The following is a 25,063-nucleotide window of genomic DNA, read 5'->3' on the forward strand; positions in this document are numbered from 1 at the left end:
TGACTTTACAAAGGCTCATTGCTCTCACAACCCAGGCAAACGAGGAACTTTCTTGAGCTAGACTCGCGATATTTTCTTGACTTCATGCTATTGAAATTACGATCATAGACCCATAAAAGATTCCCTTATTTTCATTTAGTTAGGTATATCAAACTATGAGTATCCGCGTAGCCATTAATGGGTTTGGTCGCATCGGAAGAAATTTTTTCCGGACCTGTTTCAATGATCCTACCATCGAGATTGTGGCCATCAATGACCTGACTGACTCAAAAACCCTGGCCCATCTTTTGACCTATGACTCAATTCATGGAAAATTTCAAGCCGAGATTCAACACGGACCAGACTTTCTGAGAGTCAATGGGAAACAGATTCAGATCCTGGCCATCAAAGACCCTCAGGCCCTGCCATGGAAAGAACACCAGATCGATTTCGTCATCGAATCCACTGGTCGTTTTACCGACAGGAAAAGTGCGGGACAACACATCTCAGCCGGAGCCAAACGTGTTATTATTTCAGCACCGGCCAAAGACCCGGATATCACGATCGTGTTAGGCGTGAATGACTCCGACTACAATCCTCAACAACACAACATCATATCCAACGCCTCCTGTACGACCAATTGTCTCGCTCCCGTGTCGAAAGTCCTTTTACAGGAATTCGGCATCAAGTACGGGTTTATGACCACTATTCATTCGTATACCAACGATCAACAATTGCTTGATTTGCCTCATAAGGATTTACGACGGGCACGCGCGGCCACCTTATCCATGATTCCTACATCAACCGGGGCGGCCAAAGCGTTATACCTGGTCATCCCGGAATTGAAAGGGAAAATAGATGGCATGGCCATTCGAGTGCCGACCCCCAATGTATCGCTCATTGACCTTACAGTTGAAGTCGAACGCGATTGTGATGCGGCAACGGTGAACGCGGCCTTTCAACAAGCTGCCCAGAGTTCGTTAAAGGGTTATATGCAGGTCTCTGAAGCTCCTATTGTTTCAAGTGATCTCAATGGGTGTTCATACTCAGCCACCGTGGACGCACCTCTCACTTCCGTCATCAATAAACGGCTGGTTAAGGTGTTCGCCTGGTATGACAATGAATGGGGATATTCGTGCCGTTTACACGATCTGATCAATGTTCTTGCTCAACACCGTTAAATATCGCATCACGACAGAGTTATCCGGCTTTCCCCCACGAACCACCGGCATCGGAAGGGAAAGGAATGCATGAAGCATTTAAAAAAACAAACCATTGATCAGGTTGACCTCCGCAACAAACGCGTACTTATTCGCGTGGATTTCAACGTTCCCCTCGATGACTCCTGCCAAATTACGGACGATTCCAGGATTCGGGCCGCCCTTCCCACCATCAACCGTGCTGTAGATGAAAACGCTGTCGTCATTCTCTGTTCCCACCTGGGACGCCCGGATGGAACCATCAACCAGGCACTCAGCCTGGCTCCCGTGGCCAAACGACTCCAGCGGCTATTAAATAAACCGGTTGAATTTGTTGGCGATTGCATTGGGCCGGCCGTTGAAGCTGTCGTCAACAAAGCCAAACCCGGCGACGTGGTGGTATTAGAAAACCTGCGCTTTCATCCGGAAGAAGAAAAAAATGACGACCAGTTCTCGTCACAATTGGCCTCATTGGCAGATGTGTACATCAATGACGCATTTGGAACCGCCCATCGGTCTCATGCCTCCACTGTCGGCATCACCAAATATGTGAAGGTATCTGCGGCAGGATTTCTGATGAAACGGGAAGTCGAAGCCCTGGAAGGCACAGTGGAAAACCCTGTTCGTCCGTTTGTGGCCATTTTGGGAGGGGCCAAAGTTTCGGGAAAAATCGGGGTCATTGAAAATCTTGGCAAGGTGGTCGATAAAGTCATCATCGGTGGCGGCATGGCGTTTACCTTTATTAAGGCCATGGGATTGGAAATCGGCCAATCTCTCGTCGAAAAAGACATGCTGGATTTTGCCAAACGCATTCACGAACAGGCGATGGCTCAAAAAATCAAATTCTATCTTCCCGTCGATTGTGTTGTCGCCGCCAGTCTCGACCCTGAAGCGGAAACCAAAATTGTCCCGGTGCAGGAAATCCCCGCGGGCTGGTATGGCATGGACATCGGGCCCGCGTCGGTCCGCCTGTTTAGCGAAGCCGTCCAAAACGCCAAAACCATTTTGTGGAATGGCCCCATGGGAGTTTTTGAGCGTGATGCATTTTCACGCGGGACCTATGCAATGGCCCATGCTGTGGCCAATGCCTATGCGAAAACAATTGTGGGAGGAGGAGATACGGCTCTCGCCGTGTATCGAGCTGGAGAATCGGAAAGTATGTCCTTCATTTCAACCGGTGGTGGTGCGGCACTTCAACTTCTGGAAGGCAAGCATATGCCGGGGCTTGCAGCCTTACCCGATCGTCTTTGATTCCAACACCCCCATTCTTTACTTCCAAAATTTAAGAGGTCCTCATGCGTCGTCGATTCATTGTCGGCAATTGGAAAATGCACAAGACGATTTCTCAGGCCGAGTCCCTGGTGACCGATATTCTCCAGGTATATCAACCGCAAGCTTCGGTAGAATTAGCCATCGCTCCCCCCTTCGTGTCGTTGCCAGCAGTTGCACGCTTGCTGGCTTCGACGTCCATCAAATTGGCTGCTCAAAATACCTGTGCGAGTGACGAGGGCGCCTTTACCGGAGAAATCTCGCCACCCATGCTACGGGACGTCGGCTGCCACTATGTCATTATTGGACATTCCGAACGACGGCATATTTTTGGAGAAACCGACCAGGATATTAATAAAAAAGTCCATGCCGCCTTCCACCATGACCTCCTACCGATTTTATGTGTCGGGGAACGTCTGGAAGAACGTCAATCCAATAAAACGCAGGCCGTCATTCAACAGCAATTACAAACCTGTCTTGAAGGTCTCGAATCAAAAGATTTTGCGAGGATCACCATCGCCTATGAACCGGTCTGGGCCATTGGGACCGGCCAGGCGGCTACCGTCGACCAGGCAGCCGAGGTCCATGGCCACATCCGGTCTTTTCTTGCCATGCAATGGGGCATCAAACCTGATCAGACCACAATCATTTACGGTGGGAGCGTGACTCAGGACAATGCCAAAAGTCTCTTTCAATCTTCACAAATTAATGGGGCTCTCGTGGGAAAAGCTTGTTTGAATTCCGAATCCTTTGTTAAGATAGCCCAATCAGCTTCTTCCAATTAACCAGAAACACTCCAACGAACACGTAAACTTATGTATACCCTGACCGTCATTCTTCATATCATTGTCTGTTTTCTCATGATTGCCGCCATCTTGCTCCAGGCAGGAAAAGGCGCTGAGATCGGTGCCTCATTTGGAGGGTCTTCTCAAACGGTGTTTGGAAGCCGGGGCCCCGGTACGTTTCTAAGCAAGATCACAGTGGGAGCGGCTATTGTGTTTATGCTGACATCGCTCAGCCTGGCACTACTTTCTAAACAGGCCAATACCTCGTCCACCGTAATAGATCTTCACCCAACCTCTCACCATGAAACGTCCTCTCCAGCGACCACTGAGACAACTCCGCCAACTGAAACCGGCACAGCTGAACCCCAGTCAGAGACGACTCCCGCCCCGACTGCTCCATAAATTATTCTTTACTGAATCGGCAACTATATTTGACAAATGGTGGAATGGCCCAGGATCCTGGGGCCACCTGAGTTAGAAGGGCCACTCCTAAATTGGAGTCAACCAATTGGCATACGCAGGTTCTTCGCTACGCACAATTCTAAAGAAATCATCCTGCAGGGATTTTGTGAGAGGTCCTGGCCTCCCTTCGCCGATTTTTCGATCATCCAATTCGCGAACCGGTGTCACTTCGGCAGCGGTTCCGGTAAGAAATATTTCGTCTGCCACATACATCGCATCCCGGGTAAACCGCTCCTCAATCACCGGGATGTTTTTGGCTCTCGCCATTTCAAGGATCGAATTCCGGGTAATCCCGTCCAGGATCGAGGTCAAGGGAGTCGTTTTTAAGACCCCCTTTTTCACAATAAACACGTTTTCTCCTGTTCCCTCAGAGACATATCCATCAGGATCAAGGAGAATACATTCGGCATATCCTGACTTCTTCGCCTCCCATTTGGCTAAAATCGAATTGACGTAATATCCCGAGATTTTTGCCCGGGTCATGGATACATTCACATGGTGCCGGGTAAAGGATGAAATTTTTGCCCTGATGCCTTGCACCAAGGCATCCTCCCCTAAATACGATCCCCATGGCCAAGCCGCAATAGCCAGACGAATCGGGTTGTCGCCAGGGTACACCCCCATTGCGCCGTAGCCCACATAGGCGATCGGGCGGATGTAACAGGAGGCCAATTGATTGACCCGAACTGTCTCAACAATGGCGTCCGACACCTCTTTTTTGGTAAAAGGCATGGGGATCATCGTAATATGGGCAGACTCAAAGAGCCGGTCCACATGCTCTTGTAATCGAAAAATGTTTGATCCGGCTTTGCCCTCATAACAACGGATCCCCTCAAAGGCCGCCAGACCATAATGGAGAGAATGGGTAAGAACATGAACCGAGGCCTCATCCCAGTCGACGAGAGCTCCATCCATCCAGATTTTTTTTGAACCAGTCACCATAGGAATATTTCTCCGATTGACAGTAGCTGAGATAGACAAGGCATGTGAGCGAAAACTTTTTTGCTAAGCATCAAGAACGCGTGATGATATACTAAAATCTTGACATAAATGTAAACATACTGGCAAAATGCGTGTTTGTTAAGGAGCTAAAAAACATGTATGCAATTATCGAAACAGGTGGAAAACAATACCGGGCGGAACCGAACGGTATCCTACAAGTCGAGTCACTTGAAGGCGATGTCGGATCCATCATTCAATTCGACTCAGTGCGATTTGTCCAAACGGACCAAGCGCCTCTTGTCGGCTCTCCCATGATTACAGATGCAGTAGTCAAAGGAGAAATTATCCGGCATGCGCGAACCCGGTCCATTACCATTTTCAAAAAGAAACGACGAAAAAACTATCGACGGACCAAGGGCCATCGTCAGGGATTCACGCAAGTTCGAATCACTGAAATTGTGGCATCGGCTTAATCCTTGATCTTTTAGAATTCTTGGAGGTTTGACTCATGGCGCATAAAAAAGGTGGCGGATCATCCCGCAACGGTCGCGATAGCAACCCACAATATTTAGGCGTCAAAGCCTATGCCGGCGAAAAGGTGAGCGGCGGAAGCATCATCGTTCGTCAACGCGGAACAAAATTCTTTCCTGGGACAAATGTCGGACTTGGAAGCGATTACACCCTCTTTGCAAAAGTAGACGGGATCGTTAAGTTTGAAGGAGGAATCGCCCGCCGGAAGGTGAGCGTCTATCCCCCTGTCTAGATCTCCTTCCCTTTTCCTGCTTTTTTAATTCAACGCCTTCATTTTCCCCTGGTAGGTCCGGTAGGATTTAAGCATCAGTATGTTTATCGATCAAGCACGAATTTTCATCAAAGCGGGTGACGGTGGAACCGGACACTGCAGCTTTCGACGAGAAAAATTTGCCGAATTTGGTGGTCCCAACGGTGGCGACGGCGGTGATGGAGGAGACGTGGTCTTTGTGGCCTCCAATAGAGTCTCAACCTTGCTCGACCTGCGATATCAAAAACATTATGAGGCCACTTCCGGCGTCAGAGGCCTCAAGACCAACTGCCACGGAGCCAATGGCTCAGATATCGTGATTCCCCTTCCTGTCGGAACTCTCGTGAAAACCGAAGACGGTGAAATCATCGCCGACCTTATTGCGGAAGGACAGACCGCCATTGTGGCCAAAGGAGGTAAAGGGGGAAAGGGCAACGCACGTTTTGCCACGTCAACGAATCGAGCGCCACGTCAATTCGAGCCCGGGACTCCCGGCGAAGAGCGATGGGTGAATCTGGAATTGAAACTGTTAGCCGATGTCGGCTTGGTGGGCTTTCCTAACGCCGGCAAATCCACCTTAATTTCAGCGATTTCTTCGGCACACCCGGAAATTGCGAGTTATCCCTTCACCACCCTGCGGCCTCATTTGGGAGTGGTGGAATGGATGGAACATTCGTCGTTTGTCGTAGCCGACATTCCAGGATTGATCGAAGGCGCTCATGAGGGGAAAGGGTTAGGAATTAAATTCCTGCGACATATCCAGCGAACCGCTTTTTTGTTATATCTGGTCGATATCACTGAATGGATTGCAGAAGATCCCGTCGAAATCGTTGAAACCTTGCAAAGGGAACTCAAGGCCTTTGACCCTGAACTCCTTGAACGGCCATTTGCCATCGTGGCCACAAAAATGGATTCTCAGGGAAACGGCCAGCACTTGGAAGCCCTTCGGGAGTATTGCAGCGCACACCACTTTCCGTTCTTTCCCATTTCGGCCGTGACCAGGGAAGGCCTTCCATCACTCGTGACCTATTTAGGGAAAGCCGTTCTGGAAGCAAAGACCTCATGCGCGAGCAAGTGCTAGCGGCATGCAAGAGGATCGTCGTCAAAGTGGGAAGCAGCCTGGTGGCTTCCTCGCAAGGCGGTCTTCGTCTCGACCGCATCAACCGTTTAGCCCAGGAATTGGGCACCCTGCAGGCTCAGGATCGACAAATTGTCGTGGTTTCCTCCGGAGCCATCGTTGCGGGTATCTCACACCTCGCCATTTTTTCCTATCCCACTGAATTACCCCTTCAGCAAGCCGCCGCTGCCGTCGGACAAAGCCGGCTCATGCGAGCCTATGAGATGGCGTTTGAAGAAACGAAAAATAAGATTGCCCAAGTCCTCTTAACTCACCAGGATTTATCCGACCGTCGACGATTCCTGAATGCCCGCCATACCCTCAATACCCTTATTCAACTGAGGGTCATTCCGATAATTAATGAAAATGACACCGTAGCTATCGAGGAAATCAGATTTGGTGACAATGATACCCTCGCAGGGGAAGTGGCCCACTTGGTTGACGCAGATCTGCTGGTGATTTTATCAGATGTCGATGGGCTCTATAGCCAGGATCCTCACCTCAATCCTTCGGCAGAATTAATTCCTCTGGTTGCCAATGTCACCAAGGACATTGAAGACCTCGCCGGAACTTCCCGAACACAAGCCAGCCGTGGAGGCATGGTCACCAAGATCAGAGCCGCCAAACAGGCAGGACGCTTTGGAGTTCCGACCCTTTTATTAAATGGAGAAACTCCCCATGCGTTGGAAGATGTCCTGAACGGAAAGCCCGGGGGAACGTTTTTTGTGTCAGACCAATCACCCCTGACCAGTCGAAAACAGTGGATTGCCTATACGCTTCGACCAAAAGGGGAGGTCCGGTTAGACGAAGGAGCGGTGGCCGCCCTCACCCTTCGAGGAAAAAGCTTATTACCCTCAGGCATTCTGGACATCACAGGCATCTTTCTGACAGGAGACCCCATTACATGCGCCACCCGGGAGGGAATGCCGTTCGCGCAGGGACTCACGAATTATTCTGCCGAAACCCTCCACCGCATCAAGGGGAAAAAAACGTCAGACATCAGACAACTCCTGGGCTCGTTGGAGTATGAGGAAGTCATTCACCGGGACAATCTGGTTCTGACAAAGCACCAGGTTTCATAAGCGACGTGACTCCAGGCCAAAGGCACAGGTATGGTTCGCCTTTATCTCCTAAAATTGAACATAGAGCTGTCGAACATTTCAAAAATATTGCCGTTTCCTCAGCAAATGAGTGACCGAGCCTCATCAGAGAAATGTGTGGGGTATTTAAAAAGACCCGTCCAGACCTCCTGAAGCCCTCGAAGGAAAGGCCGCAGCCGCTGGGGGCCTTTTCCAACACTCTCCACATGAGAAAAATCTAGACTGATGTTTATCGGCCTCTTAGGCGGCTCATTCAATCCCATTCATAATGGGCATTTGCATATTGCCCAGTATGTCTACAGCACAATCCAGCTCGATCGCATAATTTTCATTCCGACGGGGGATCCTCCACACAAACCAACGGACTCCCTAGCACCGGCCCATCACCGGTTAACAATGGTGCAGCAAGCAGTTGCCCCGCTTCCCTACTGCACGGTATCCGATTACGAAATCCAATCTGAGGCAGTGTCGTACAGTGTCGACACCGTCACTCATTTCAAAAATGAATGCTCCGATGGAATGGAGTTGGGGTTTATAGTGGGGCTTGATGCTTTTCTGGATTTCTGCAGTTGGCGGCAGGTGGATCATTTGCTCACCCTGTGTCATTTTATTGTCTGCTCGAGACCCGGGGTTGCCTTCACGCAACTTCAAGCCCTGCCGTTCCTACCTGCGACAAAGCCTCAAGCATTTCAAAGCCTTGACCAACAGGACACGAACCGTCTGGACATACTTCTTCCCTCCGGCAAGACCATTTTTCTCCTGTCCGTACCACCGTGCGAGATATCGGCCTCGAAAATTCGTGAGCAACTGGCCAGTGGTTCTCGCGTCAGCCAGTGGTTGCCGCCCACGGTGGAGTCCTATATAATTCGCCATCGATTGTACCAATGGCCCGTCTAACCCACCCGAAACCATCTCCTACCCTTGAACAGGCGGTCTTCATCGCTCAAGCGGCTCAAGAAAAGCAAGCAGGAGAGGTGTTGGTGCTTGATGTGGGAGCGATGACGTCAATAGCAGACTATTTCGTCTTTGCCTCAGGGGATTCCGAACGCCAGGTGCGAGGGCTTGCCTCCTTCATTGAAAAGGTTATGTCCACACGCTATGCAATAAACCCGAATATTGAGGGACAAGAAACGGCCAATTGGATATTACTCGACTATGGAGACATCATCGTCCATATATTTAAATCAGACGTCCGGAAGTATTATGCCTTAGAAAGTATGTGGGCCGACGCTCCACAAATTTCTATTCCTGAAAGCCGTAAACCTTTTCCGCAGGTCGCACAGGCGCCGAAAGCACCCGGAAAAGTCGCCAGGCTTTCGTGAGCAATTAGAAGAAGTCTTTTTATCCGTAGGTTGGAAATCGAATTTTTTAGAAAAATAATGGAGAACCCCATGACCGCATTTCAAGATTTGGCAGATCGCGTGCTGGAGGGAATCGTCCCAAGCCGGGAGGAAGGTTTGGCCATTTTGGACACCCCTCAGGACAAACTGCTCGATCTGATCAATGCGGCCTATCGGATTCGGTCACGATATTTTGGCAACACCATCCGCCTGCAAATGTTGCTCAATGCCAAAAGCGGAGCCTGTCAGGAAGATTGCCACTATTGCTCCCAATCAATCATTTCCACCGCCCCCATCGAGCGGTATGCACTTGTCTCTCCGGAAAAAATGCTGGAAGGCGCTCGACGGGCCGCACAGGCCAAAGCCCAGCGGTATTGCATTGTGATCAGTGGGCGCTCCCCGTTGCAATCGGAAATCACCCACATCACCAGCGCCGTCAAACAGATTAAAGAGGAACTGCCGATTCAAATCTGTTGTTCACTAGGGCTCTTGAATGGCGAACAGGCCAGCCAGTTAAAGGCGGCTGGGGTCGATCGCATCAACCATAATCTTAACACCAGTGAAGCGTATCACCCTGCTATTTGCACGACACACACCTACCAGGATCGTCTCGACACCCTGAAAAATGCCCGCGCAGCCGGATTGGAACTCTGCAGCGGCGGTATCGTCGGCATGGGCGAGGGGGACGAAGATCTGGTAGATCTGGCCCTGGCGTTACAGGACATCCAACCCGATTCCATTCCGTTAAACATGTTGTACCCGGTCGAAGGCACACCATTTGACGAAATGAAAAACCTCACACCGGTCCGTTGCTTAAAAATCCTCTGTCTCTTCCGGTTCTTCCACCCCAAAACGGAAATCCGTGCGGCCGGAGGACGCGAAAAAAACCTCCGCTCGCTCCAACCCTTAGCGCTCTACGTGGCCGACTCCCTGTTCGTGGATGGCTATTTAACCACACCGGGCCTTGCCCATCAGGAAGTCTGGAAAATGATCGAAGACCTGGGCTTTACCGTGGAAGTGAAGTACGAGGGGATTGAAGCCGAAAAGGCCGAAATCTGTTCGCACTGATTACTCTTCTTAGAATGGCTTATAACTATAAAATCTTCTTTAAAAGTTAAATAAACTATACCCTGATGGTTTTGAATAACAAAAGGGCGACCCAATTATTACACCGGAAAGCCCTTTAAATACTCTTACTGAACAAAACCTTTATTGAACCGTGCCCTTATTAAAATTATTGCGATTATCACCATAATCTGTGGCAATGGTCTTATCAATACGCTCGTTGACGGTGTCAGGCTGAGGAGCACATTGCCAACAAGGCGCGGCACCGCTCATCACACCAACCTCGCTTGTAATTCCCGACTGTACTGTTCCCGGCTGAAATGAACCCTCAGGCACTCCAGTATATCCGGCTGATTTAATATTGTGTCCCCTTGCTTCATAGGGATTTGGTTTTTGTCCAAATCCGCCGCCAAAGCCAGGATTATCAGCTCCACCTAATAATTGACTCCCAGTTAGTACATACACATCCCGAACCAATTTACGACCAGTTCCAAAGGGTTGATTATCTGTGGTTTCATTCCCAGCTTGAATAGTTACATAATCTCCCTTCTTGATGGCCTTTAAATCTTCTAAATTTGTTTTTTATCGACATATAGGGTCATTAGATTTAATGCACCTCTGTGAGTTTGGCGCTCATCATGGGAGCTCCCTCCCATGTCAATAAACATTCTACCGCTGGCTAAATCAACTCCAACAACTTCTCCCATAATGGTCTCATCTGCGGACAGGTATCGCAACATATCATCTTGGTCCATCACCCGCGATCTGTCGCCAACACCTTGTGATTCTCCGACTCCCGTGCCAAACCTAACATGCTGAGGTGGACGCTCTTGACCGGAAGGATGTTCGTATATCTTTTTTGGTGATCCTCCAGGAACACTATGCTGGAGTGCACGCTCTTGCACAAATAAGATAGGGTCGAAGAAATTTCCTTTAGCTGGATACCAACTTTGATTCGGAAAAAGGTGTGATTTTGCATAGATAAGTGAAGGAAAGGATACTACAACTAACAAGATTAATAAAAGAATGGGAGATTTATTCATATACTTACCCCCAAAAATTCGTACTTGTTTTTAAAATTCAAATTTCGCTTATATGAAGCACTTGGACCAGAAAAGAAACGCTAAAAAATACCCAATCGGATTTCATAGATTCCCTCCTTGGTAAAGATCTCACCCTCGACCCAAATATTGAATTTAATTCCCAATAGCTTGAAACTATTAGATTTACGTTAATCTAGTTTTGAGTTAAATCCAAATTCTTTTGCCTTTTACTTATGGGGAAATCTGGGATTAGCCCCGTTTTTGCGACAGCGGGAACCTGACGCATGTTAGTATCTTTTTCAACCCACTTACGAACATGATATTCCAACAAAGCTATCGTAATTTCGTCATCATTTTGATGGGCTGCAGCACCCTTTAAACCCTCAAGAAGTCGACCTGTGAATCTTCCATTTTGGGGAATTTCTTGTGAATATTGTTTTCCAGAGGTTGCCGAAAACACGATTCCTCCATTTTGCTTGTTACTTATCTGAATGACAAAAGCAGAATAGGCTTTAACCCAATCTTGATTTCCGAATAACAGTCCATCACGACATGTATCTAATATCAAAATAACTTTTCCAGGAATACTCATTGTTGTTTCAAGAAGGGTCGTAAAGCTGATAATTGTATTTTCATGTTTTCCCTCGTCTGGACTATAGTCATAAGCGAGAAAATGATATGTCTTATTGTCAAATGAAACTCCATGCCCAGCAATAAAAATTATAGCGAGATCTTCAAGTTTGGTATTGTTTTTTATCCATCCAAGATTCGTCCGGATATCTTCTGCTATTGCCTCATCATTTCGGAGAATCCTATGGTTAACCTTTTTATATATTAATCCCTCTTGCTTGATGAAAAATTCAGCTAGGTCATTCGCATCCTTATGCGCCCAATTTAATTTAGGTATTAGATCCTTTTGTTTATATTCACTTACTCCTATTGCCAATATGTTAAGGGACCTTTGAAGTGCGGCAGGTTTCCCCTCCCACTGAATGGAGATGGTGTCCTCATCACTAGGATTTTCTTTCTCATTCAAAGCTATTACCGAAATTTTACTATCTTGTGGGGGTATCCCTACCATTAGAGACCAATTTTCTACAATTTCTTTTCCCTCTTTACTTGTATTTAATCTAAAAGTTGAACGGACTGCAGCTGGACGCCCATCAACATAGGCTTTAACTGCCTTAATTGGGGACTTTGATCTAACTGTTACTCGCACTGAAATTTCTGAAATCTTTACTTTTCTATTAGTTTTAGGAAAATCAATTTTGACATTTGGAGGAATATTATTTAGGTCTTCTTCGGATAAAGTAACCACATTATTTTCACTTGCCTCTCTTTGCTCCCTATTTTTGAGATTAGCTTCCAACGCCAATTCAATTGATTCAGGTTTATAATAATCATTTTGGAATAATCCAATGGGATAAAAAATAGCTTCCTGATTCCACCCTTGATTAACATGCCAACCTAAGATGTCCTCACCGCCTGGAGAAATATTGAAATGTCCAGAATCTGATTTCCAAAGTGCCCATCGTTTTCTATCAGGATGTGGGAAAAAAGCCAGCAATTCATGACCATCCTTCATGGAATACCAATGGATTGTGCCGTCTCCAAGAGCTGCAACCACAATTTGACCATTTCCTGTAATATTTATCCCCCATACAGTTGATTCAGTAGCCGTTCGCCATTTGTGCCGTCCTGAATCTCTCCGATTGAATGAATATATATCTCGTTCTGCCCCAATTACAAAATCCTCATGATTGGGAGCAATTGCTAAGCAACGGGAAGTTTCTTGCGGTTCTAATTGCAGGGGAATTTCATTTATTAAAGGTTTCCTGTCGTTCTCCCAATTAGTTATCGACAAGCCTTCAACAGACAAAAGGGGTGGCTGAAGTGTTTCTTTTAAATCGGACTTTGGAATAAAATTTCCACTTGAAATAGAGAATACTTTTGGCTCTTGACCCAAGACTTCATAGGAAAACTGTATGATTTTACCTGTATAAGAAGTCAAAAAATTATTCCTAATAGAACGGAAGTCTGCATGTCCTTTATGGTTTTCTTCTATTCCCTGGTTAGCATAATTAAGTTTTCCATTGGCATCCAGGAATCCAATGAATGGATCAAGAGTCCCAAAAACTACTCCACCACTAGGTAGCGGACGAATGTCAACTATAGTATTTCCTGAAACATTTACGTCCTTTGCAATGCCCTTTCCAGCATCGGCCCAATATCTCATCCCCCATCTATCTTTCGCTAATTTGAACTGACCTCCTCCATAAAGAAATCTTCCATCCGCTGACCAACTTATTCCAGAGAAATTTCCCTCCGTAACATCATCGGTGTATGGAGCATACAAAAAGGTCAAATCGTTACCTGATAGTACATTAACTTTTGTGGAATCTGTAAAACCAACTGCAACCATCTCACCATCTGGAGAAAATGCAACTTTAAAAGGCTCGTCCCCTCCTGGAGCTTTTTGTTTTTTTAAAAGCTTGAAATTGTTATCATAAAGGCGAAGCCAGCCATCCATAGAACTGGTAATAAGGCGATTTTTTTTGTCGAAGCTAGCCCAATAACTTCTTTTTTCATAATTGGTGTCCTCAGCAACAATGGCCCAATCATTAGTTCTATATATTCTCATACCAAATCCTGTATCCATTAATACAACAAGGTACTTTCCATCAAGGGAATAGGAAAGAAAATATATAGGAGTTTGATGACCACCTATTCGGCGAATCATTTTCCGACTAAAAATGTCAAAGAGATAAATGAAATAAGAGGCTCCATCCCCTTGTGTCCATCCAGCCGTGGCAAGGATTTTGCCGTCAGGAATTATGGCAACTGAATTTAAGGTCCCCTCTTTGCCCGAGAGTTCAAAATTAATGGGAGGGCGTAATTCAAAAATGAATTTGTGTGTTTTTATATCCCAGACACGAACAGTTTTGTCCCGTGAACTTGATACAAGTATATTACCCTCCCTATTCAAATCGATTTGAGTTATCCCTGATGAATGCATCCAAGAATTATGCCGAAGAAGTGGCAAGTCAGATTTGCCCGCAAAAGATTTGTCAAGACAACCTGGGAAAACTAGAATAGCTAAAGCCCAAATTAAAGTTAGGGATCTCAATTGCAATTTTTCAAAAATGTATTTGGTCATTGCCTCACTCTTTGTTTAGAGAGTTTAAAATTCTTGACTTTTTTTCCAAAATCTTTCCTTTTGAGTTATGGGACTTTCTCTAAATATTTATGCAGAAAATCCACCCAAGAATTTTCCCTAACAAAATTGACAGGATATCTTTGGTTGCTCTTTTCGTATCCCTTTTCAGCCCAGGGATCTCTTAAGTAGATTCCCAACCCTTGGGGAAAATATATGGCAAGCCCGTTTGAACCCCAAGATTTTTTTCGGCCTGTCCCCGCATAATTTCCAATAACAGTGGATTTGATAAGGTTTCTGGTGCGGGAAGCAGCATCGATTATCTCGGTTTCTGGAAGTTTAGTAATAATTTCATCAACAAATTGCCCTAGATCTATATGATGATATTGAAAGCCTGGGGCATAAGTTCTTATTGAATCTCTAGCTTCCCGGATTGGTTGGAGGTGTTTGTCCAGATTTTTTTCCAAAATTTTGCTAAGCGCATCAATTGATGAAGCTAAGGATTCAACCCCAGACAATTCAATGGCCGATAACGTAGTGGTGGGATCAATTGTTTCATAGGTAGCCTGATACGATGCCACTATAGTATTTGCCATTGTGGCACCATCTTTAGGGATACTACCGACAATTCGTTCCAATAAATCTTGATAATTCCATCCAGTTCCAGGTTCCAATTCTTCGCTTCCGACTAAATAATGTGCTACATCCCGGAATGCATAAGCTGTCTCCACCATCGCCATGAGACAAGCGTCAAATCCAAGAACATCGATTTTATTGCTACCCAGCACAGATTTTAGCCCTTCGAATGTTTCCTGGTTATACAGTAAGTCCCTGTCTGTCTCATCGTTTGAAGCTGACCGATAGGGCGCTCCTATATTTTTCTCAACCCCGTCAATGAGATTAATATTTTCAGTGGAATCCAAGGAATTTTCTGATTGGTCAGAATTCTGAATTTTTTTTATTAATTCCTCACGCAAATCTCTCCAGCCCTGCCCATGGTTCCAAATTATTAACATTGAATGATAGGCTGGAAAACTATGCAGGCCCCAAGCAACAAACTCCGAAAGCGCTTGTGGATCACCCATATTAATTTCACCCAAATCATCAATTGCGTAGGAAGGCAGGGGTTCATACTTAGATTCAGGTGGTAGACTTTTCTGAATATGAAATCGCAATGTCTGATTCCAATCCGGAGTGGTAAATCCATATTTACCAATACGATCAAATTGAACCAAAATGTTAATTTCTTCAGAGCTTCCAACCTTTGCCATTTCATCAAAATCTAAAATGGCGTCCCTCTCTAAGTCATTATCTCCATTCATATAAATCAAAATAGTCCAATCCGCCTTATCCTCGAATCCTTCGGGAAAAACTTTATCTTGGTTAAAAATCCCTAGAGTTAGTATTAATACCCCCACCATTATCTTCATAAATCACCTTGTCAAAAATAATAATGATTTCATGTGGGTTATCAATTTTTTTAACACCGGTTCATTTTTTAAGATCGCCTCAACGATCGGAAGTGTTTCCTCTGGGAAATTCCATATAAAAATCACGCGTGGACTTTCCTTTTTCCTCTGATCCTCCTGGAAGAATATCTTTCGATTCAATTCCTCCAAATTTGTCTTTTCCAGAGTCAAAGGGACTTTCCTTTTTTGATTCAGAGCCCGAAGGAATTTCCTCTTTTTTTCTAGGAACACATTCCCTATTTTCCCCATTTGAATGACCCATATATTCACTTCCACCAGGAATTTCATCGCAAAATTTCCCATGAGAAATATAAACAAAAGAAAATGACGCCACCACCAAGATAATTGGGAGCCAACATTTCCTCATTTTATTGTTCCTTTCTCAAAATTTTATATGCCTTTAATCGGAATCATATTCGGGAAAACTGAAAATACTCTACTTGCAAAAATTACTTTGCAAGCTCCTTTTGAATTTCCAGAATTTGTTGTGGCTGAAATGGTACAGCCAACCCAGCATGGCTGGCCCTTAGGTTGGCTGTTAGCATTTTCGTTAGGGCATCATTCCCTTTTTGAATAATAACCTGACGTTTGGAGCTAGGCTCCTTAATGACTTCATTGTAATCTAGAAGCGCAATCTGAGCTTGTGAAACTGAAGTCTGGGCGTTTACGAGTGCTTCCGTTTCGGCCTGCTGTTTTGTTTTTTCCGCTTCCAACTCTTGTTGTTTAAGTTTCACTCTTTCATTTTCAATGAGTGTTTGCTTCAGAACCGTTTCCACCTGATCTTTTGAACCATCAAGGACGTCCGCAATAAAAAGCAAGAATTCATTGGCATCATCTGTTTCAGAAGCTGTAACGGCAATGATTCTGGGGGATAAATTTTCCGTCATTTGTATGGGAATCCATGGAGTCTCGTTCGACAAATCAGGGAAACGCAGCACCGAACCAGTCTTAAGTTTTAAAAACTGAAGTTGCCCTAAAGTCCCCTTTTCCTGCATTCCAGATTGCCCCGCCGCACTGAAAGCAAAGGAAAGAACAATATCACGGATTCCACTTTTTCTGTCAGTGGATTCAAGCATTGCGTCGTAAATAAGAACTGTCGGACTAATTGCAATTGCTGACTTATCTCGAGACAAACGAAGGTGACCCTCGAAAAAGAAATATGGAGGGTCGGCAATATATGCCCCAATTCTGCTCAATTTTTCGTATGCCTCAATTTCTTTTCCTTCCTCCAGGGGGAGTAAATACCCTTTTGTTTTGGTGAAGGATTCAAACTGTTCCTTTTTAAGAAAAAAATTTCCATGGACAATTTGAATGCATTTTGGAGTATCATCAAAACTTAACTCTGCATTCGTTGAACTACTAATACTGGTTACGCTCTTTTCTCCGGCTTTCCGAATAGCTGTTGCAAATCGTGATAAACTTTTTTCAATAAGCGAAGGTAATACAGCTGCAGCAATTGCCCCTAAAAAGGCAACTTTTTTAATTGGTTTCGGAAATAAACACTCTCTACCAGCAAAAACCTGTGTGGCAAAATATTTATCAATTTCTTTTGGAGAACCTTCCACTGCATAACTACAAGCTATTTGAAAACTCATAGTTAATAACAAAATAATTGGGATAACTTTTCTCATTTGGCTTCCTTTCCTGAAAGGCAGAAAGACTTAAAAAGATTCTTTTACGCTTTCATGAAGACGAATTCTTGCAAACGTAGCTTAAAAGTCAATACCTTTAGACAAAACCAGAAAATCCGCAATAATTACTAATTTGGACGTGTTTATCTTTGTTGATGAATTCTCTTCCAAAATTCAGACCAGTAATCCTTCTCCGGGGCCTAAAAATAGCATTAAAATCATATCTTTCCTGAGACAAAATAAGCTCTCTGAACTGCTGGGGCAGGTTAAAACCAGAAAAGCCTTACAATCACTAATCTCGGAGAAGCCATGGCAGTTCTTTTCCTAACGCAGGTGTGAAGGCATAGGACAAGGTTGCGGCAGCAGAATAACTCAAGGGTTCATGCTGGCTGATCCCGTTCGGGTATTAACATCAAGGAAATCATTGAAAAGGAACGTGCGTGAGCTTCGTCCTTGTCAATCAGTGACCAACCATTGGCTTTTGGTGTATAAACCACAAGAACTGACTCGCTGGCAAAGTGCTTGATGCAATGAAAGATGCCAACGCGTTTGTACCCGTAACATGGGGAGTCGAGGTGGAAAATGTTATTGCCAGGGCGGAAGCAAAAGCCTTGGTTACAGAAGCGCGGAGCGTGGGAGCTCTTAAGATGCAAGACGTGAATATTAGGATGGACCCGGCCACATCCACAAACGCGCTGTCTGATATCCTGCAACTAGTACGGCGACACACGCTCCGCTTAGGATGAGTCTTACCTCAAACTTGCCTTACGATTAAGTATTCCACTGGCCACACTCGACATCGATGTGCAGGTGGCGGCAAAGAGAGGGGGCGGGAAAAATTTGAGTGAAACTCAATACGGAACCCATGGTGTCCACTATCCTCAAAATGGCGGTTGGACAAAACAAGGAGGCTGGAGTCTTTTTAAAAGAGAGTAAAAAAACTATGCCAAAAACAAATCTTTTTATAACATCCGCTCACCACCCATCAGAAAGACGAAGCCGCCTTGAGAAGAAGGTTAAACGGTTAACCCTACGACTACGCTTTTCATTCGTACCGTAAATCCTCGGCGATCAGTTGCCGGCTGGCCCACCTGGCTGGCCCCCACGCCCCCAGCATTGCGGCCAACAGCGCCACCAGGACAGCCATTCCCAACGTTTCCCATGGCAGGGTGAACTGAATGGTCCATCCGAATGATTGCTTATTAATGACGTTGATCAACAACACCGACAACGCCAATCCCACCAGAATGCCTAAGCCGGCACCCAATCCGGCCACATAACAGGATTCCCAGAAGATCAGGCCTTGGATCTGTGGGCGACTCACCCCCAACGCGCGTAGCGTGGCCAGTTCCCGCCGGCGTTCGGTGATGGCGGTCATGAGAGTATTGATAATCCCCAGCACAGCCACGCTCAGGGCAATCAACTCCAACACATAGGTGACGCGAAACGTCCGGTCAAAAATTTCAAGAATCTCGGTTTTTAATTCCCCGTTACTGATTGTGACGATGGGGACGTCATTTTTTAACACCTGTTCGATCTCACGTCGCACGACCGGGAGCGACTGACCGGCCTTGAGATACACCGCAAAGACGGTTGAGTCAAACTCCCCCCAATACCGACGAAAGAGTTGGTCGTCCATGACCACTTTTCCCCCATCGGTGGCATAATCATAAAATATGCCCTTGACCGGAAATGCCTGTTGTCCTGAAGGCGTCTTCACTTCTATGTGGTTTCCTACCGCCAGCCCCAGCCGCCCTGCTAACACCTCAGACACAATCACGCCTTCACCTTCGATCGTTTCTTGTAAAATGGGGGTGGAATCACCTGTCACAAACAGATATTGGCTTCGCGCGGCATGAAGGGCCATGTCGCGTGCGACTAAGGACACCGACTCCCCTGCAACCTCACCCATGGTTTCCATGTAGGGATCAACCGCCTCGACCCCTGGGACCATCATCACTGTCCTGACCAGAGCCAATGGCAGACCAAGGTTGCCTTTCTCGCGCTCCTGTTCCCCTAGCCAGGACACCGGCGCCACGATGATATCCGCCAGCATCGTTTGCTCAATCCAGATGTCTACCGTATTCCGGAAACTCTGGATCATGATGCCCACCCCAACCATAATGGCAAGACCGACGACAATCGCGGCCATGGTCACACTGGTCCGACCGGGATTGCGGCTGATTTGTTCCGCCGCGAGGGACGGAAGGAGGCCCCATCGCCCGCGTTGCCATGTTCGCCTCCACTCATGAATCAACCCGCAGAGCACAGGTCCCAGGGCGGTTCCTCCCACCAGAAGACAAAACGCCGCGGCATACCCGCCGACCGGAATACCGTCCACAGGAGCCATGGTACTCAAGGCGGCACCCCCACCAAAGGCGATCATCGCGATCCACCCTGACTTCCTGTATGAAACAGATTCTTCATCTTCGGATTGGCCTACCGATAAGCCTTGAACCGGGGCAATCGTGCTGGCATCCCAGGAAGGGCGGAGTGCTCCCAGAAGGGAAACCCCGACCCCAATCCCTATCGCTTCCACCAACAGCCAGGGATGCATCTGTGACACCGCCAAAGACGTGACCCCGTATAATTCGCCGACACTTTGCCCGATGAGCGTCGTTAACCCGCCGGCCAGGAAGACCCCGAACCAGCAGCCCAGGACTCCACCCACAAGGCCGAGCAGACCCGACTCCAAAAGAAACAATCCCGTGATGGCTCGCCGTTCCATGCCGAGTGCCCGGAGAATGCCAATCTCCCGACGATGGTGTGCCACCGAAAATGCCATCGTGTTATAGACCAGAAACACTCCCACTAACAGCGCAATTCCACTGAGCATGGTGAGATTAAACTGGAAGGCTTTCAACATCGACTCCACTTGCTCCGTCCGTCGCGAGGATTGATTGATTCGATTATCCGACGGCACGACCTTTTGTAAGGCTTGGATGAGCGTGGCCCCCGCAACACCGGGTTCAGGAACTACGGCAATGGAATGCAGACGCCCCAACCAACCGAACAACCATTGGGCGGCGGCAATATCCATGATCGCCTGTCGTTCGGTGCCTTGGAGAAGAGCATCGGAGGACCTCAACAGACCCCCCACGATCAGATCATGGGAAAGACCCTGACTCGTCACAGTCAGGGTCTGCCCTTCGCGCAACCCTAATTCCCCGGCAAACTCTTCCCCCAAAAAGACCGTCTGCGGCGAAAACACCTGTTTCCACTGATTGTCCGTGATCGCATTTGTCGAATCCCCTGATGGCCTAAGCTCCTCATAGTCCAGAAGATCGACTCCCCAAATCACGAGGGTGTGACCCGTGGAGGGGCCTTCTTTGATCATGGACTCAATTTTCAGAACGGGCTGAGCTGATTGGACCCCGGGAAAACGTTGAATCTCCTCGATAATCGACTCATCCATCCCCTCCGAACCCCGTGATAGGGTGATGGACGCCTCTCCAACAACGGACACCACCGAATCCTCAAAGGATTGATACACTGCGCCATTGGCCAGGCGAATGGCCAACCAGGCCGAAACCCCGATCGCCACTCCGACCACTGTGAGAAAGGCTCGGAAGGGCCGATGGCGCACATGGTCAAGGACCAATAGAAGAAGAATTCGTATCATAGAAGCGGTTGTCGGAAGTAATGGACGTATGTTAAAACAACTAGAAAATTATGCGTGGGGCACGGACTCAATATGCCAAAAGGGAAAGTGACTGAATCGGAATCAACAGAAGAACTCTTGGAATCAAATTCCGAGGGACAATCTCTCACCGCTCGCCAAAAGGAAATCTTGAGCCTGGTGGCTCAAGGCTTTACCAATCGTGAAATTGGTGAAAAGCTCGACATTAGCGTGCGAACGGTTGAAGTCCACCGCTTCAATTTGATGCGCCGCTTACGTGTCAGAAACGTGGCCCAATTACTCCGGCAAGCCATTGCGCTTCGTATCATCCCCCAAGCCCCGACAACGCCTCCGACCACAAAGACCTGAGAGACGTGAATCTCGACCTGGCCTGCTATTAAGGGTTGAAAAACGCACCCGAACGCATATCATATATTGACTCTACCCTGTGAAGGCGTTCGATCGCATTTCGCTTCAATCCATCTCCCGTAACTTCCCTCGACACGCCATCAATGACGGATAACCTTTTCGCTTCAGGCAATCGGCAATCTCCCCTTCGAGCCTTGCAAACACCTCACAACCCTCCTCAACCAGCACGGTGCCTATCTGAACCGCCGAGGCGCCACACAACACATGCTCGAACACATCCACGCCATGTTCCACCCCACCTGTGCCAATAATAGGAATCTGATCGCCCCAGATCTTCCAAAACGCGCGAACATTGGCCAGGGCCACAGGCTTGATTATCCTACCACCCAATCCGCCAAAGCCGCCTTTGGGCTTAATCACCACCATTTCCCGGTCCGGATCGACCACCAGGGTATTCCCCACTGAATTGATGACCGTAACAAAGGCCACTCCACTTCGCTGAAGCACCTCGGCAATTTTCTGATGATGGATCGGATCAAAGTAGGGTGGAAGTTTCACTCCGAACGGCACCGTCAGCAACGCACGAATTTCTGTTAATAACCGTTCCGTTTCCTCAAAGTCATAGCCGATCTGTGGCTTCCCGGGAATATTGGGACACGACAAATTCACTTCCACCAAATCCGGTCGAGCGATCTCCAAGGCCTTGGCGCCTTCTAGAAAATCATCGGGATGAAGGCCGGCCAGACTGGCGATGACGGGTTTCCCAAACCGCTTCAGCTCTGGAATGAGTTTCGCGTAGACGGGAAATCCTAAATTGGGAAGGCCCATCGAATTGATCGAGCCGCCGTCGAAGGCCACATACCTCGGTTGAGGATTCCCCTCACGGGCTAGCGGCGTCATCGATTTGGTCACAATCGCACCGGCATGGGACATGCCCAGGGCCTCCAGCTCTTCCGGCGTCACGCACAAGGCTCCTGACGCGTTCATCACTCCAAATGGAAACGACACACCGGCAATTACTGTTGAAAAATCCATTTCGTATTACTCCAATTGTCCGTCTCGAATCGCGACGATCCGATCCGCTGTCTGAGCGGCGCGTAATGAATGGGTGGCCAAGAGCACTGTCTGGCCGAATTCCTTCGCACATTGACGCAGCAACGACACAATTTTCTCTCCGGTTTCACCATCCAAATTGCCGGTGGGTTCATCAGCCACAATCAGTCGAGGGCGATGCCCAAAGGCCCGGGCAAGCGCTACCCGCTGCTGTTCTCCTCCGGATAATTCATGCGACCGGTGACCCAGCCGATGACTCATCCCTACCCGCTCCAGCATGTCAGCGGTCCGGGTTCGGATCGTTTCTGATTCCTCCCCTCGTAAACGCAAGGGAAGTGCAACATTTTCTTCGATCGTCAATCCCGGGATCAGATGGAAAGCCTGAAACACGATCCCCACCTCCTCCCGACGCCATCGGGTCCATTCCTGATCATCAAACCCCAAACAGGAACGCCCATCCAGCAGGATATCTCCGGACGTCACCCAGTCCAGCCCAGCCACCAAATGCAAAAGCGTGCTTTTTCCACTCCCGCTGGGTCCCATGAGGGCACAAAATTCTCCCTGCTGAATATCCACACAGACATCCCGCAGCGCCACGACCGAAGTGGATCCGCGCTGATATTCCTTATAGACATGTTGAAACTGAATCACGTGAACCTATCCGAAGTTTCTGCCCTCAGTAACGCTCGTGAATCATGGCATATTCGCCATCTCTCCTATATCATAACGAAGGTAAATGGACCAAGGCGCCCCACGATAATTAGGCATACTCCACGGTTGACCTCAGCTCGGAAAGTTCGCCTCCATGGCTCCCCCATTGACCGCGACACGTCTACTCCGAAGTCTCCTGCATATCATTTTTCCCACCGCCTGTGCCGGCTGTCAGCATCCCTTGCAGGACGATCCCGTTCCATTTTTTTGCCGCCGGTGTTGGGATAGGCTCAAACCCATTCCAGGCCCGGTTTGTCCGCGATGTGGACGCCCCTTTGCCTCCCCCATTGCCCTATTACATAGTCCCACTCATCAGTGCGGAGCCTGCCGCGCACGACCAATGGCTCTTACACAAATCTGGAGCCTCTTTCCCTACCAACCCCCACTGAAAGAAGCCATTACCCTGTTCAAATACCGGGGAAAATTGTCGTTGACTCAACCACTCGCCCAAGCCATGGTTGAAGCCTTGCCCGCTTTACCAACCTTAGATGCCATCATTCCCGTCCCACTTCATCCGCAACGCTTACGGGAACGTGAATACAATCAATCCCTGCTGCTCGCAAACCGACTGAGTCACCACCTTGGGATTCCTCTTTTCCTGGCGTGTTTACTCCGGATTCGTCCCACAGTCCCCCAAACCTCGTTATCAAGGAAAGAGCGACTCACAAATCTGCGTCGGGCTTTTTCCGTACCCAAACCGGCCCGTATCCAGGGAAAGCGGATCTTATTGGTGGACGATGTCTTAACCACTGGCACAACCCTGCATGAATGCGCAAAGACGCTTCGACGGGCCGGCTCAGGCCCGGTGTATGGGCTGACACTCGCCAGAATGGTGTAAGGAGTTTGTTGCAAATCCCTATTTGAGATCGAGGCAAATCGTCTGCCAACATGGGTCTACGGCTGGCTATTTTCTCTAAATACCCCCCACCTCAATTCCTTTTCCCCTTGCCTGTTTTTTCACGATTGGCTTTTTCACCAGCCCTTTTATGAGGGTCTTAGAAAAAGAAGTCCGATACCTCCGCCCACTCTTCCCAAAGAAACAATTTTGCGATATATACAGCCCGTACATTGCGATCAGGAGGAACGACTCAATGCCCATTTACGAATACCGTTGTCAGGATTGCCGGAAGCGCAACTCCTTTTTAATCCTCACCTCGAAAGCCCCAGTCCCATCCTGCAAGCATTGCCAAAGTACCAACCTTGAACGCATCATGTCCCGCTTTGCTGCACCCAAATCGGAAGAAGCCAGAATGGAAGCCTTGGCCGATCCCAGTAACTTCGGGGACCTGGACGAAAACGATCCACAGAGCATGGCCCGCTTCATGAAAAAAATGGGAAAGGAGATGGGGGAAGACCTGGGAGATGACATGGACGAGGCCATGGATGGGATGGACACTGACGATATGGATATGGGGATGCCTGCCACCGAAGGCGATTAGCTCGACTACTCAAGCAAAACTACTTGACTTTTCTTAAACTTTCGGTAAGCTACACTCACAGAGAGGACTTTCAGGAGATCCAAGGAACATTCTGCATGTTTGCCGGACAATATTATTGTAAAATCGACGAAAAAGGACGATTTGTCGTCCCGAGTCCTATCCGTGAAGAAATCGAAATTCACGGGAATAGTCTGATGTTTCTCAAGGGACAGGATATGCCCGTTTCAGCCTATACCAATCCGGAATGGGCCAAGATTCTGGAAAACGCCAAACAATCTCTTGATGAAGACCAACGACGTCTTTTCATGTATCACATGGTCTCGGAAGCCTCCGCATCAGAAATGGATAAGGCAGGTCGCATTCTCATCCCGGGCCGGTTTCGCAAACTCGTCCCGGTGGATGAGGATCAAGAAGTGGTATTAGTGGGCATGTTTCATCGCCTTGAAGTGTGGAATCCATCGGAGTGGCGACGCTTTGTCCATGTTAACGAAGACACCTTTGAACACAGCATGAGCAAAATTCAGAGCCTCCTCTAA

Annotated in this window: 26 protein-coding genes; 16 read left to right on the forward strand and 10 right to left on the reverse strand. The window is 47.7% G+C overall.

Annotated elements, in window-relative coordinates; translation table 11 throughout:
* Positions 1 to 155 precede the first annotated feature (155 nt).
* The 4 genes from gap (at position 156) to secG (ending at position 3,634) form a co-directional block, all read left to right on the forward strand.
* Positions 156 to 1,160: a type I glyceraldehyde-3-phosphate dehydrogenase gene (gene gap / locus LX98_RS15725; protein WP_496429804.1), complete on the forward strand. Its 1,005-nt coding sequence runs from the start codon at positions 156 to 158 to the stop codon at positions 1,158 to 1,160.
* 69 nt (positions 1,161 to 1,229) lie between these two features.
* Positions 1,230 to 2,429, forward strand: coding sequence for a phosphoglycerate kinase (locus tag LX98_RS15730; RefSeq protein ID WP_496429805.1), 1,200 nt, complete (start codon positions 1,230 to 1,232; stop codon positions 2,427 to 2,429).
* 44 nt (positions 2,430 to 2,473) lie between these two features.
* Positions 2,474 to 3,232 carry a triose-phosphate isomerase gene (gene tpiA, locus LX98_RS15735; protein ID WP_496429806.1) on the forward strand — a complete coding sequence of 253 codons (759 nt, stop codon included), beginning with the start codon at positions 2,474 to 2,476 and terminating at the stop codon, positions 3,230 to 3,232.
* A gap of 30 nt (positions 3,233 to 3,262) precedes the next feature.
* Positions 3,263 to 3,634: a preprotein translocase subunit SecG gene (gene secG / locus LX98_RS15740; protein ID WP_496429807.1), complete on the forward strand. Its 372-nt coding sequence runs from the start codon at positions 3,263 to 3,265 to the stop codon at positions 3,632 to 3,634.
* A gap of 87 nt (positions 3,635 to 3,721) precedes the next feature.
* On the opposite strand, the gene LX98_RS15745 is transcribed toward secG, so the two are convergent.
* Complete coding sequence (locus tag LX98_RS15745) at positions 3,722 to 4,636, reverse strand: branched-chain amino acid transaminase (protein WP_496429808.1); 915 nt, start codon at positions 4,634 to 4,636, stop codon at positions 3,722 to 3,724.
* A 155-nt stretch (positions 4,637 to 4,791) separates the two neighbouring features.
* Between LX98_RS15745 and rplU the strand changes: the two genes are divergently transcribed.
* The 7 genes from rplU to bioB all read left to right on the forward strand — a co-directional run bounded on the left by rplU (position 4,792) and on the right by bioB (position 10,042).
* Positions 4,792 to 5,109 carry a 50S ribosomal protein L21 gene (gene rplU, locus LX98_RS15750; RefSeq protein ID WP_496429809.1) on the forward strand — a complete coding sequence of 106 codons (318 nt, stop codon included), beginning with the start codon at positions 4,792 to 4,794 and terminating at the stop codon, positions 5,107 to 5,109.
* A gap of 35 nt (positions 5,110 to 5,144) precedes the next feature.
* A complete protein-coding gene (gene rpmA, locus LX98_RS15755; protein ID WP_312646418.1) occupies positions 5,145 to 5,399 on the forward strand; it encodes a 50S ribosomal protein L27 in 255 nt (84 codons plus the stop codon).
* Positions 5,400 to 5,478: 79 nt separating this feature from the next.
* A complete protein-coding gene (obgE, locus tag LX98_RS15760; protein ID WP_496429810.1) occupies positions 5,479 to 6,498 on the forward strand; it encodes a GTPase ObgE in 1,020 nt (339 codons plus the stop codon).
* Complete coding sequence (gene proB, locus LX98_RS15765) at positions 6,480 to 7,616, forward strand: glutamate 5-kinase (RefSeq protein WP_496429811.1); 1,137 nt, start codon at positions 6,480 to 6,482, stop codon at positions 7,614 to 7,616. The genes obgE and proB overlap by 19 nt, the downstream gene beginning before the upstream one ends.
* A gap of 243 nt (positions 7,617 to 7,859) precedes the next feature.
* Positions 7,860 to 8,531, forward strand: coding sequence for a nicotinate-nucleotide adenylyltransferase (nadD, locus tag LX98_RS15770; protein ID WP_496429812.1), 672 nt, complete (start codon positions 7,860 to 7,862; stop codon positions 8,529 to 8,531).
* Positions 8,519 to 8,956 carry a ribosome silencing factor gene (gene rsfS, locus LX98_RS15775; RefSeq protein ID WP_496429813.1) on the forward strand — a complete coding sequence of 146 codons (438 nt, stop codon included), beginning with the start codon at positions 8,519 to 8,521 and terminating at the stop codon, positions 8,954 to 8,956. The genes nadD and rsfS overlap by 13 nt, the downstream gene beginning before the upstream one ends.
* A gap of 69 nt (positions 8,957 to 9,025) precedes the next feature.
* Entirely contained in the window at positions 9,026 to 10,042 is a 1,017-nt protein-coding gene (gene bioB / locus LX98_RS15780; protein WP_496429814.1) for a biotin synthase BioB, read from the forward strand.
* A gap of 141 nt (positions 10,043 to 10,183) precedes the next feature.
* On the opposite strand, the gene LX98_RS15785 is transcribed toward bioB, so the two are convergent.
* The 6 genes from LX98_RS15785 to LX98_RS15810 all read right to left on the reverse strand — a co-directional run bounded on the left by LX98_RS15785 (position 10,184) and on the right by LX98_RS15810 (position 17,336).
* Complete coding sequence (locus LX98_RS15785; protein ID WP_496429815.1) at positions 10,184 to 10,504, reverse strand: hypothetical protein; 321 nt, start codon at positions 10,502 to 10,504, stop codon at positions 10,184 to 10,186.
* Between the two features lie 104 nt (positions 10,505 to 10,608).
* Positions 10,609 to 11,082, reverse strand: a complete 474-nt coding sequence (locus LX98_RS15790) for a hypothetical protein (RefSeq protein WP_496429816.1) — start codon at positions 11,080 to 11,082, stop codon at positions 10,609 to 10,611.
* 193 nt (positions 11,083 to 11,275) lie between these two features.
* Positions 11,276 to 14,239, reverse strand: coding sequence for a caspase family protein (locus LX98_RS15795; protein ID WP_496429817.1), 2,964 nt, complete (start codon positions 14,237 to 14,239; stop codon positions 11,276 to 11,278).
* Between the two features lie 65 nt (positions 14,240 to 14,304).
* A complete protein-coding gene (locus tag LX98_RS15800; protein ID WP_496429818.1) occupies positions 14,305 to 15,666 on the reverse strand; it encodes a clostripain-related cysteine peptidase in 1,362 nt (453 codons plus the stop codon).
* A gap of 79 nt (positions 15,667 to 15,745) precedes the next feature.
* Positions 15,746 to 16,039 carry a hypothetical protein gene (locus tag LX98_RS15805; RefSeq protein WP_496429819.1) on the reverse strand — a complete coding sequence of 98 codons (294 nt, stop codon included), beginning with the start codon at positions 16,037 to 16,039 and terminating at the stop codon, positions 15,746 to 15,748.
* A 115-nt stretch (positions 16,040 to 16,154) separates the two neighbouring features.
* Positions 16,155 to 17,336, reverse strand: coding sequence for a hypothetical protein (locus LX98_RS15810; RefSeq protein WP_496429820.1), 1,182 nt, complete (start codon positions 17,334 to 17,336; stop codon positions 16,155 to 16,157).
* Between the two features lie 530 nt (positions 17,337 to 17,866).
* On the opposite strand from LX98_RS15810, the gene LX98_RS15815 reads away from it, so the two are divergent.
* Positions 17,867 to 18,082: a hypothetical protein gene (locus LX98_RS15815; protein WP_496429821.1), complete on the forward strand. Its 216-nt coding sequence runs from the start codon at positions 17,867 to 17,869 to the stop codon at positions 18,080 to 18,082.
* A gap of 299 nt (positions 18,083 to 18,381) precedes the next feature.
* Here the strand turns inward: LX98_RS15815 and LX98_RS15820 are convergent, their stop codons facing one another.
* A complete protein-coding gene (locus LX98_RS15820) occupies positions 18,382 to 20,958 on the reverse strand; it encodes an FtsX-like permease family protein (RefSeq protein ID WP_496429822.1) in 2,577 nt (858 codons plus the stop codon).
* A 72-nt stretch (positions 20,959 to 21,030) separates the two neighbouring features.
* Here LX98_RS15820 and LX98_RS15825 point away from each other — a divergent pair, with 72 nt between their 5' ends.
* Complete coding sequence (locus tag LX98_RS15825) at positions 21,031 to 21,324, forward strand: LuxR C-terminal-related transcriptional regulator (protein ID WP_496429823.1); 294 nt, start codon at positions 21,031 to 21,033, stop codon at positions 21,322 to 21,324.
* A gap of 105 nt (positions 21,325 to 21,429) precedes the next feature.
* Here the strand turns inward: LX98_RS15825 and LX98_RS15830 are convergent, their stop codons facing one another.
* The gene (locus LX98_RS15830; RefSeq protein ID WP_496429824.1) at positions 21,430 to 22,359 is read right to left on the reverse strand and encodes a dihydroorotate oxidase; all 930 of its coding nucleotides are present in this window, start codon (positions 22,357 to 22,359) and stop codon (positions 21,430 to 21,432) included.
* 6 nt (positions 22,360 to 22,365) lie between these two features.
* On the reverse strand, positions 22,366 to 23,028 hold the full coding sequence (locus LX98_RS15835; protein ID WP_496429825.1) for an ATP-binding cassette domain-containing protein: 663 nt from the start codon (positions 23,026 to 23,028) through the stop codon (positions 22,366 to 22,368).
* Between the two features lie 154 nt (positions 23,029 to 23,182).
* Here LX98_RS15835 and LX98_RS15840 point away from each other — a divergent pair, with 154 nt between their 5' ends.
* From LX98_RS15840 to LX98_RS15850, 3 genes are all read left to right on the forward strand, one after another.
* Positions 23,183 to 23,926 (forward strand): double zinc ribbon domain-containing protein, encoded by a 744-nt coding sequence (locus tag LX98_RS15840; protein WP_496429826.1) that lies wholly within the window; start codon positions 23,183 to 23,185, stop codon positions 23,924 to 23,926.
* Between the two features lie 253 nt (positions 23,927 to 24,179).
* The gene (locus tag LX98_RS15845; protein ID WP_496429827.1) at positions 24,180 to 24,527 is read left to right on the forward strand and encodes an FmdB family zinc ribbon protein; all 348 of its coding nucleotides are present in this window, start codon (positions 24,180 to 24,182) and stop codon (positions 24,525 to 24,527) included.
* Between the two features lie 95 nt (positions 24,528 to 24,622).
* A complete protein-coding gene (locus LX98_RS15850; protein ID WP_312744323.1) occupies positions 24,623 to 25,063 on the forward strand; it encodes a division/cell wall cluster transcriptional repressor MraZ in 441 nt (146 codons plus the stop codon).

It is taken from the genome of Nitrospira marina, from assembly GCF_059568365.1.

What these genes read in the sequence shown, in the direction of transcription:
- bioB (WP_496429814.1), top strand. Translation starts at nt 9,026, where the DNA reads ATGACCGCATTTCAAGATTTGGCAGATCGCGTGCTGGAGGGAATCGTC.
- nadD (WP_496429812.1), top strand. Translation starts at nt 7,860, where the DNA reads ATGTTTATCGGCCTCTTAGGCGGCTCATTCAATCCCATTCATAATGGG.
- obgE (WP_496429810.1), top strand. Translation starts at nt 5,479, where the DNA reads ATGTTTATCGATCAAGCACGAATTTTCATCAAAGCGGGTGACGGTGGA.
- tpiA (WP_496429806.1), top strand. Translation starts at nt 2,474, where the DNA reads ATGCGTCGTCGATTCATTGTCGGCAATTGGAAAATGCACAAGACGATT.
- LX98_RS15795 (WP_496429817.1), bottom strand. Translation starts at nt 14,239, where the DNA reads ATGACCAAATACATTTTTGAAAAATTGCAATTGAGATCCCTAACTTTA.
- LX98_RS15800 (WP_496429818.1), bottom strand. Translation starts at nt 15,666, where the DNA reads ATGAAGATAATGGTGGGGGTATTAATACTAACTCTAGGGATTTTTAAC.
- LX98_RS15730 (WP_496429805.1), top strand. Translation starts at nt 1,230, where the DNA reads ATGAAGCATTTAAAAAAACAAACCATTGATCAGGTTGACCTCCGCAAC.
- LX98_RS15810 (WP_496429820.1), bottom strand. Translation starts at nt 17,336, where the DNA reads ATGAGAAAAGTTATCCCAATTATTTTGTTATTAACTATGAGTTTTCAA.
- LX98_RS15815 (WP_496429821.1), top strand. Translation starts at nt 17,867, where the DNA reads ATGAAAGATGCCAACGCGTTTGTACCCGTAACATGGGGAGTCGAGGTG.
- LX98_RS15845 (WP_496429827.1), top strand. Translation starts at nt 24,180, where the DNA reads ATGCCCATTTACGAATACCGTTGTCAGGATTGCCGGAAGCGCAACTCC.
- proB (WP_496429811.1), top strand. Translation starts at nt 6,480, where the DNA reads ATGCGCGAGCAAGTGCTAGCGGCATGCAAGAGGATCGTCGTCAAAGTG.
- LX98_RS15825 (WP_496429823.1), top strand. Translation starts at nt 21,031, where the DNA reads ATGCCAAAAGGGAAAGTGACTGAATCGGAATCAACAGAAGAACTCTTG.
- gap (WP_496429804.1), top strand. Translation starts at nt 156, where the DNA reads ATGAGTATCCGCGTAGCCATTAATGGGTTTGGTCGCATCGGAAGAAAT.
- LX98_RS15790 (WP_496429816.1), bottom strand. Translation starts at nt 11,082, where the DNA reads ATGAATAAATCTCCCATTCTTTTATTAATCTTGTTAGTTGTAGTATCC.
- rpmA (WP_312646418.1), top strand. Translation starts at nt 5,145, where the DNA reads ATGGCGCATAAAAAAGGTGGCGGATCATCCCGCAACGGTCGCGATAGC.
- secG (WP_496429807.1), top strand. Translation starts at nt 3,263, where the DNA reads ATGTATACCCTGACCGTCATTCTTCATATCATTGTCTGTTTTCTCATG.
- LX98_RS15830 (WP_496429824.1), bottom strand. Translation starts at nt 22,359, where the DNA reads ATGGATTTTTCAACAGTAATTGCCGGTGTGTCGTTTCCATTTGGAGTG.
- LX98_RS15820 (WP_496429822.1), bottom strand. Translation starts at nt 20,958, where the DNA reads ATGATACGAATTCTTCTTCTATTGGTCCTTGACCATGTGCGCCATCGG.
- LX98_RS15850 (WP_312744323.1), top strand. Translation starts at nt 24,623, where the DNA reads ATGTTTGCCGGACAATATTATTGTAAAATCGACGAAAAAGGACGATTT.
- rsfS (WP_496429813.1), top strand. Translation starts at nt 8,519, where the DNA reads ATGGCCCGTCTAACCCACCCGAAACCATCTCCTACCCTTGAACAGGCG.
- LX98_RS15745 (WP_496429808.1), bottom strand. Translation starts at nt 4,636, where the DNA reads ATGGTGACTGGTTCAAAAAAAATCTGGATGGATGGAGCTCTCGTCGAC.
- LX98_RS15840 (WP_496429826.1), top strand. Translation starts at nt 23,183, where the DNA reads ATGGCTCCCCCATTGACCGCGACACGTCTACTCCGAAGTCTCCTGCAT.
- rplU (WP_496429809.1), top strand. Translation starts at nt 4,792, where the DNA reads ATGTATGCAATTATCGAAACAGGTGGAAAACAATACCGGGCGGAACCG.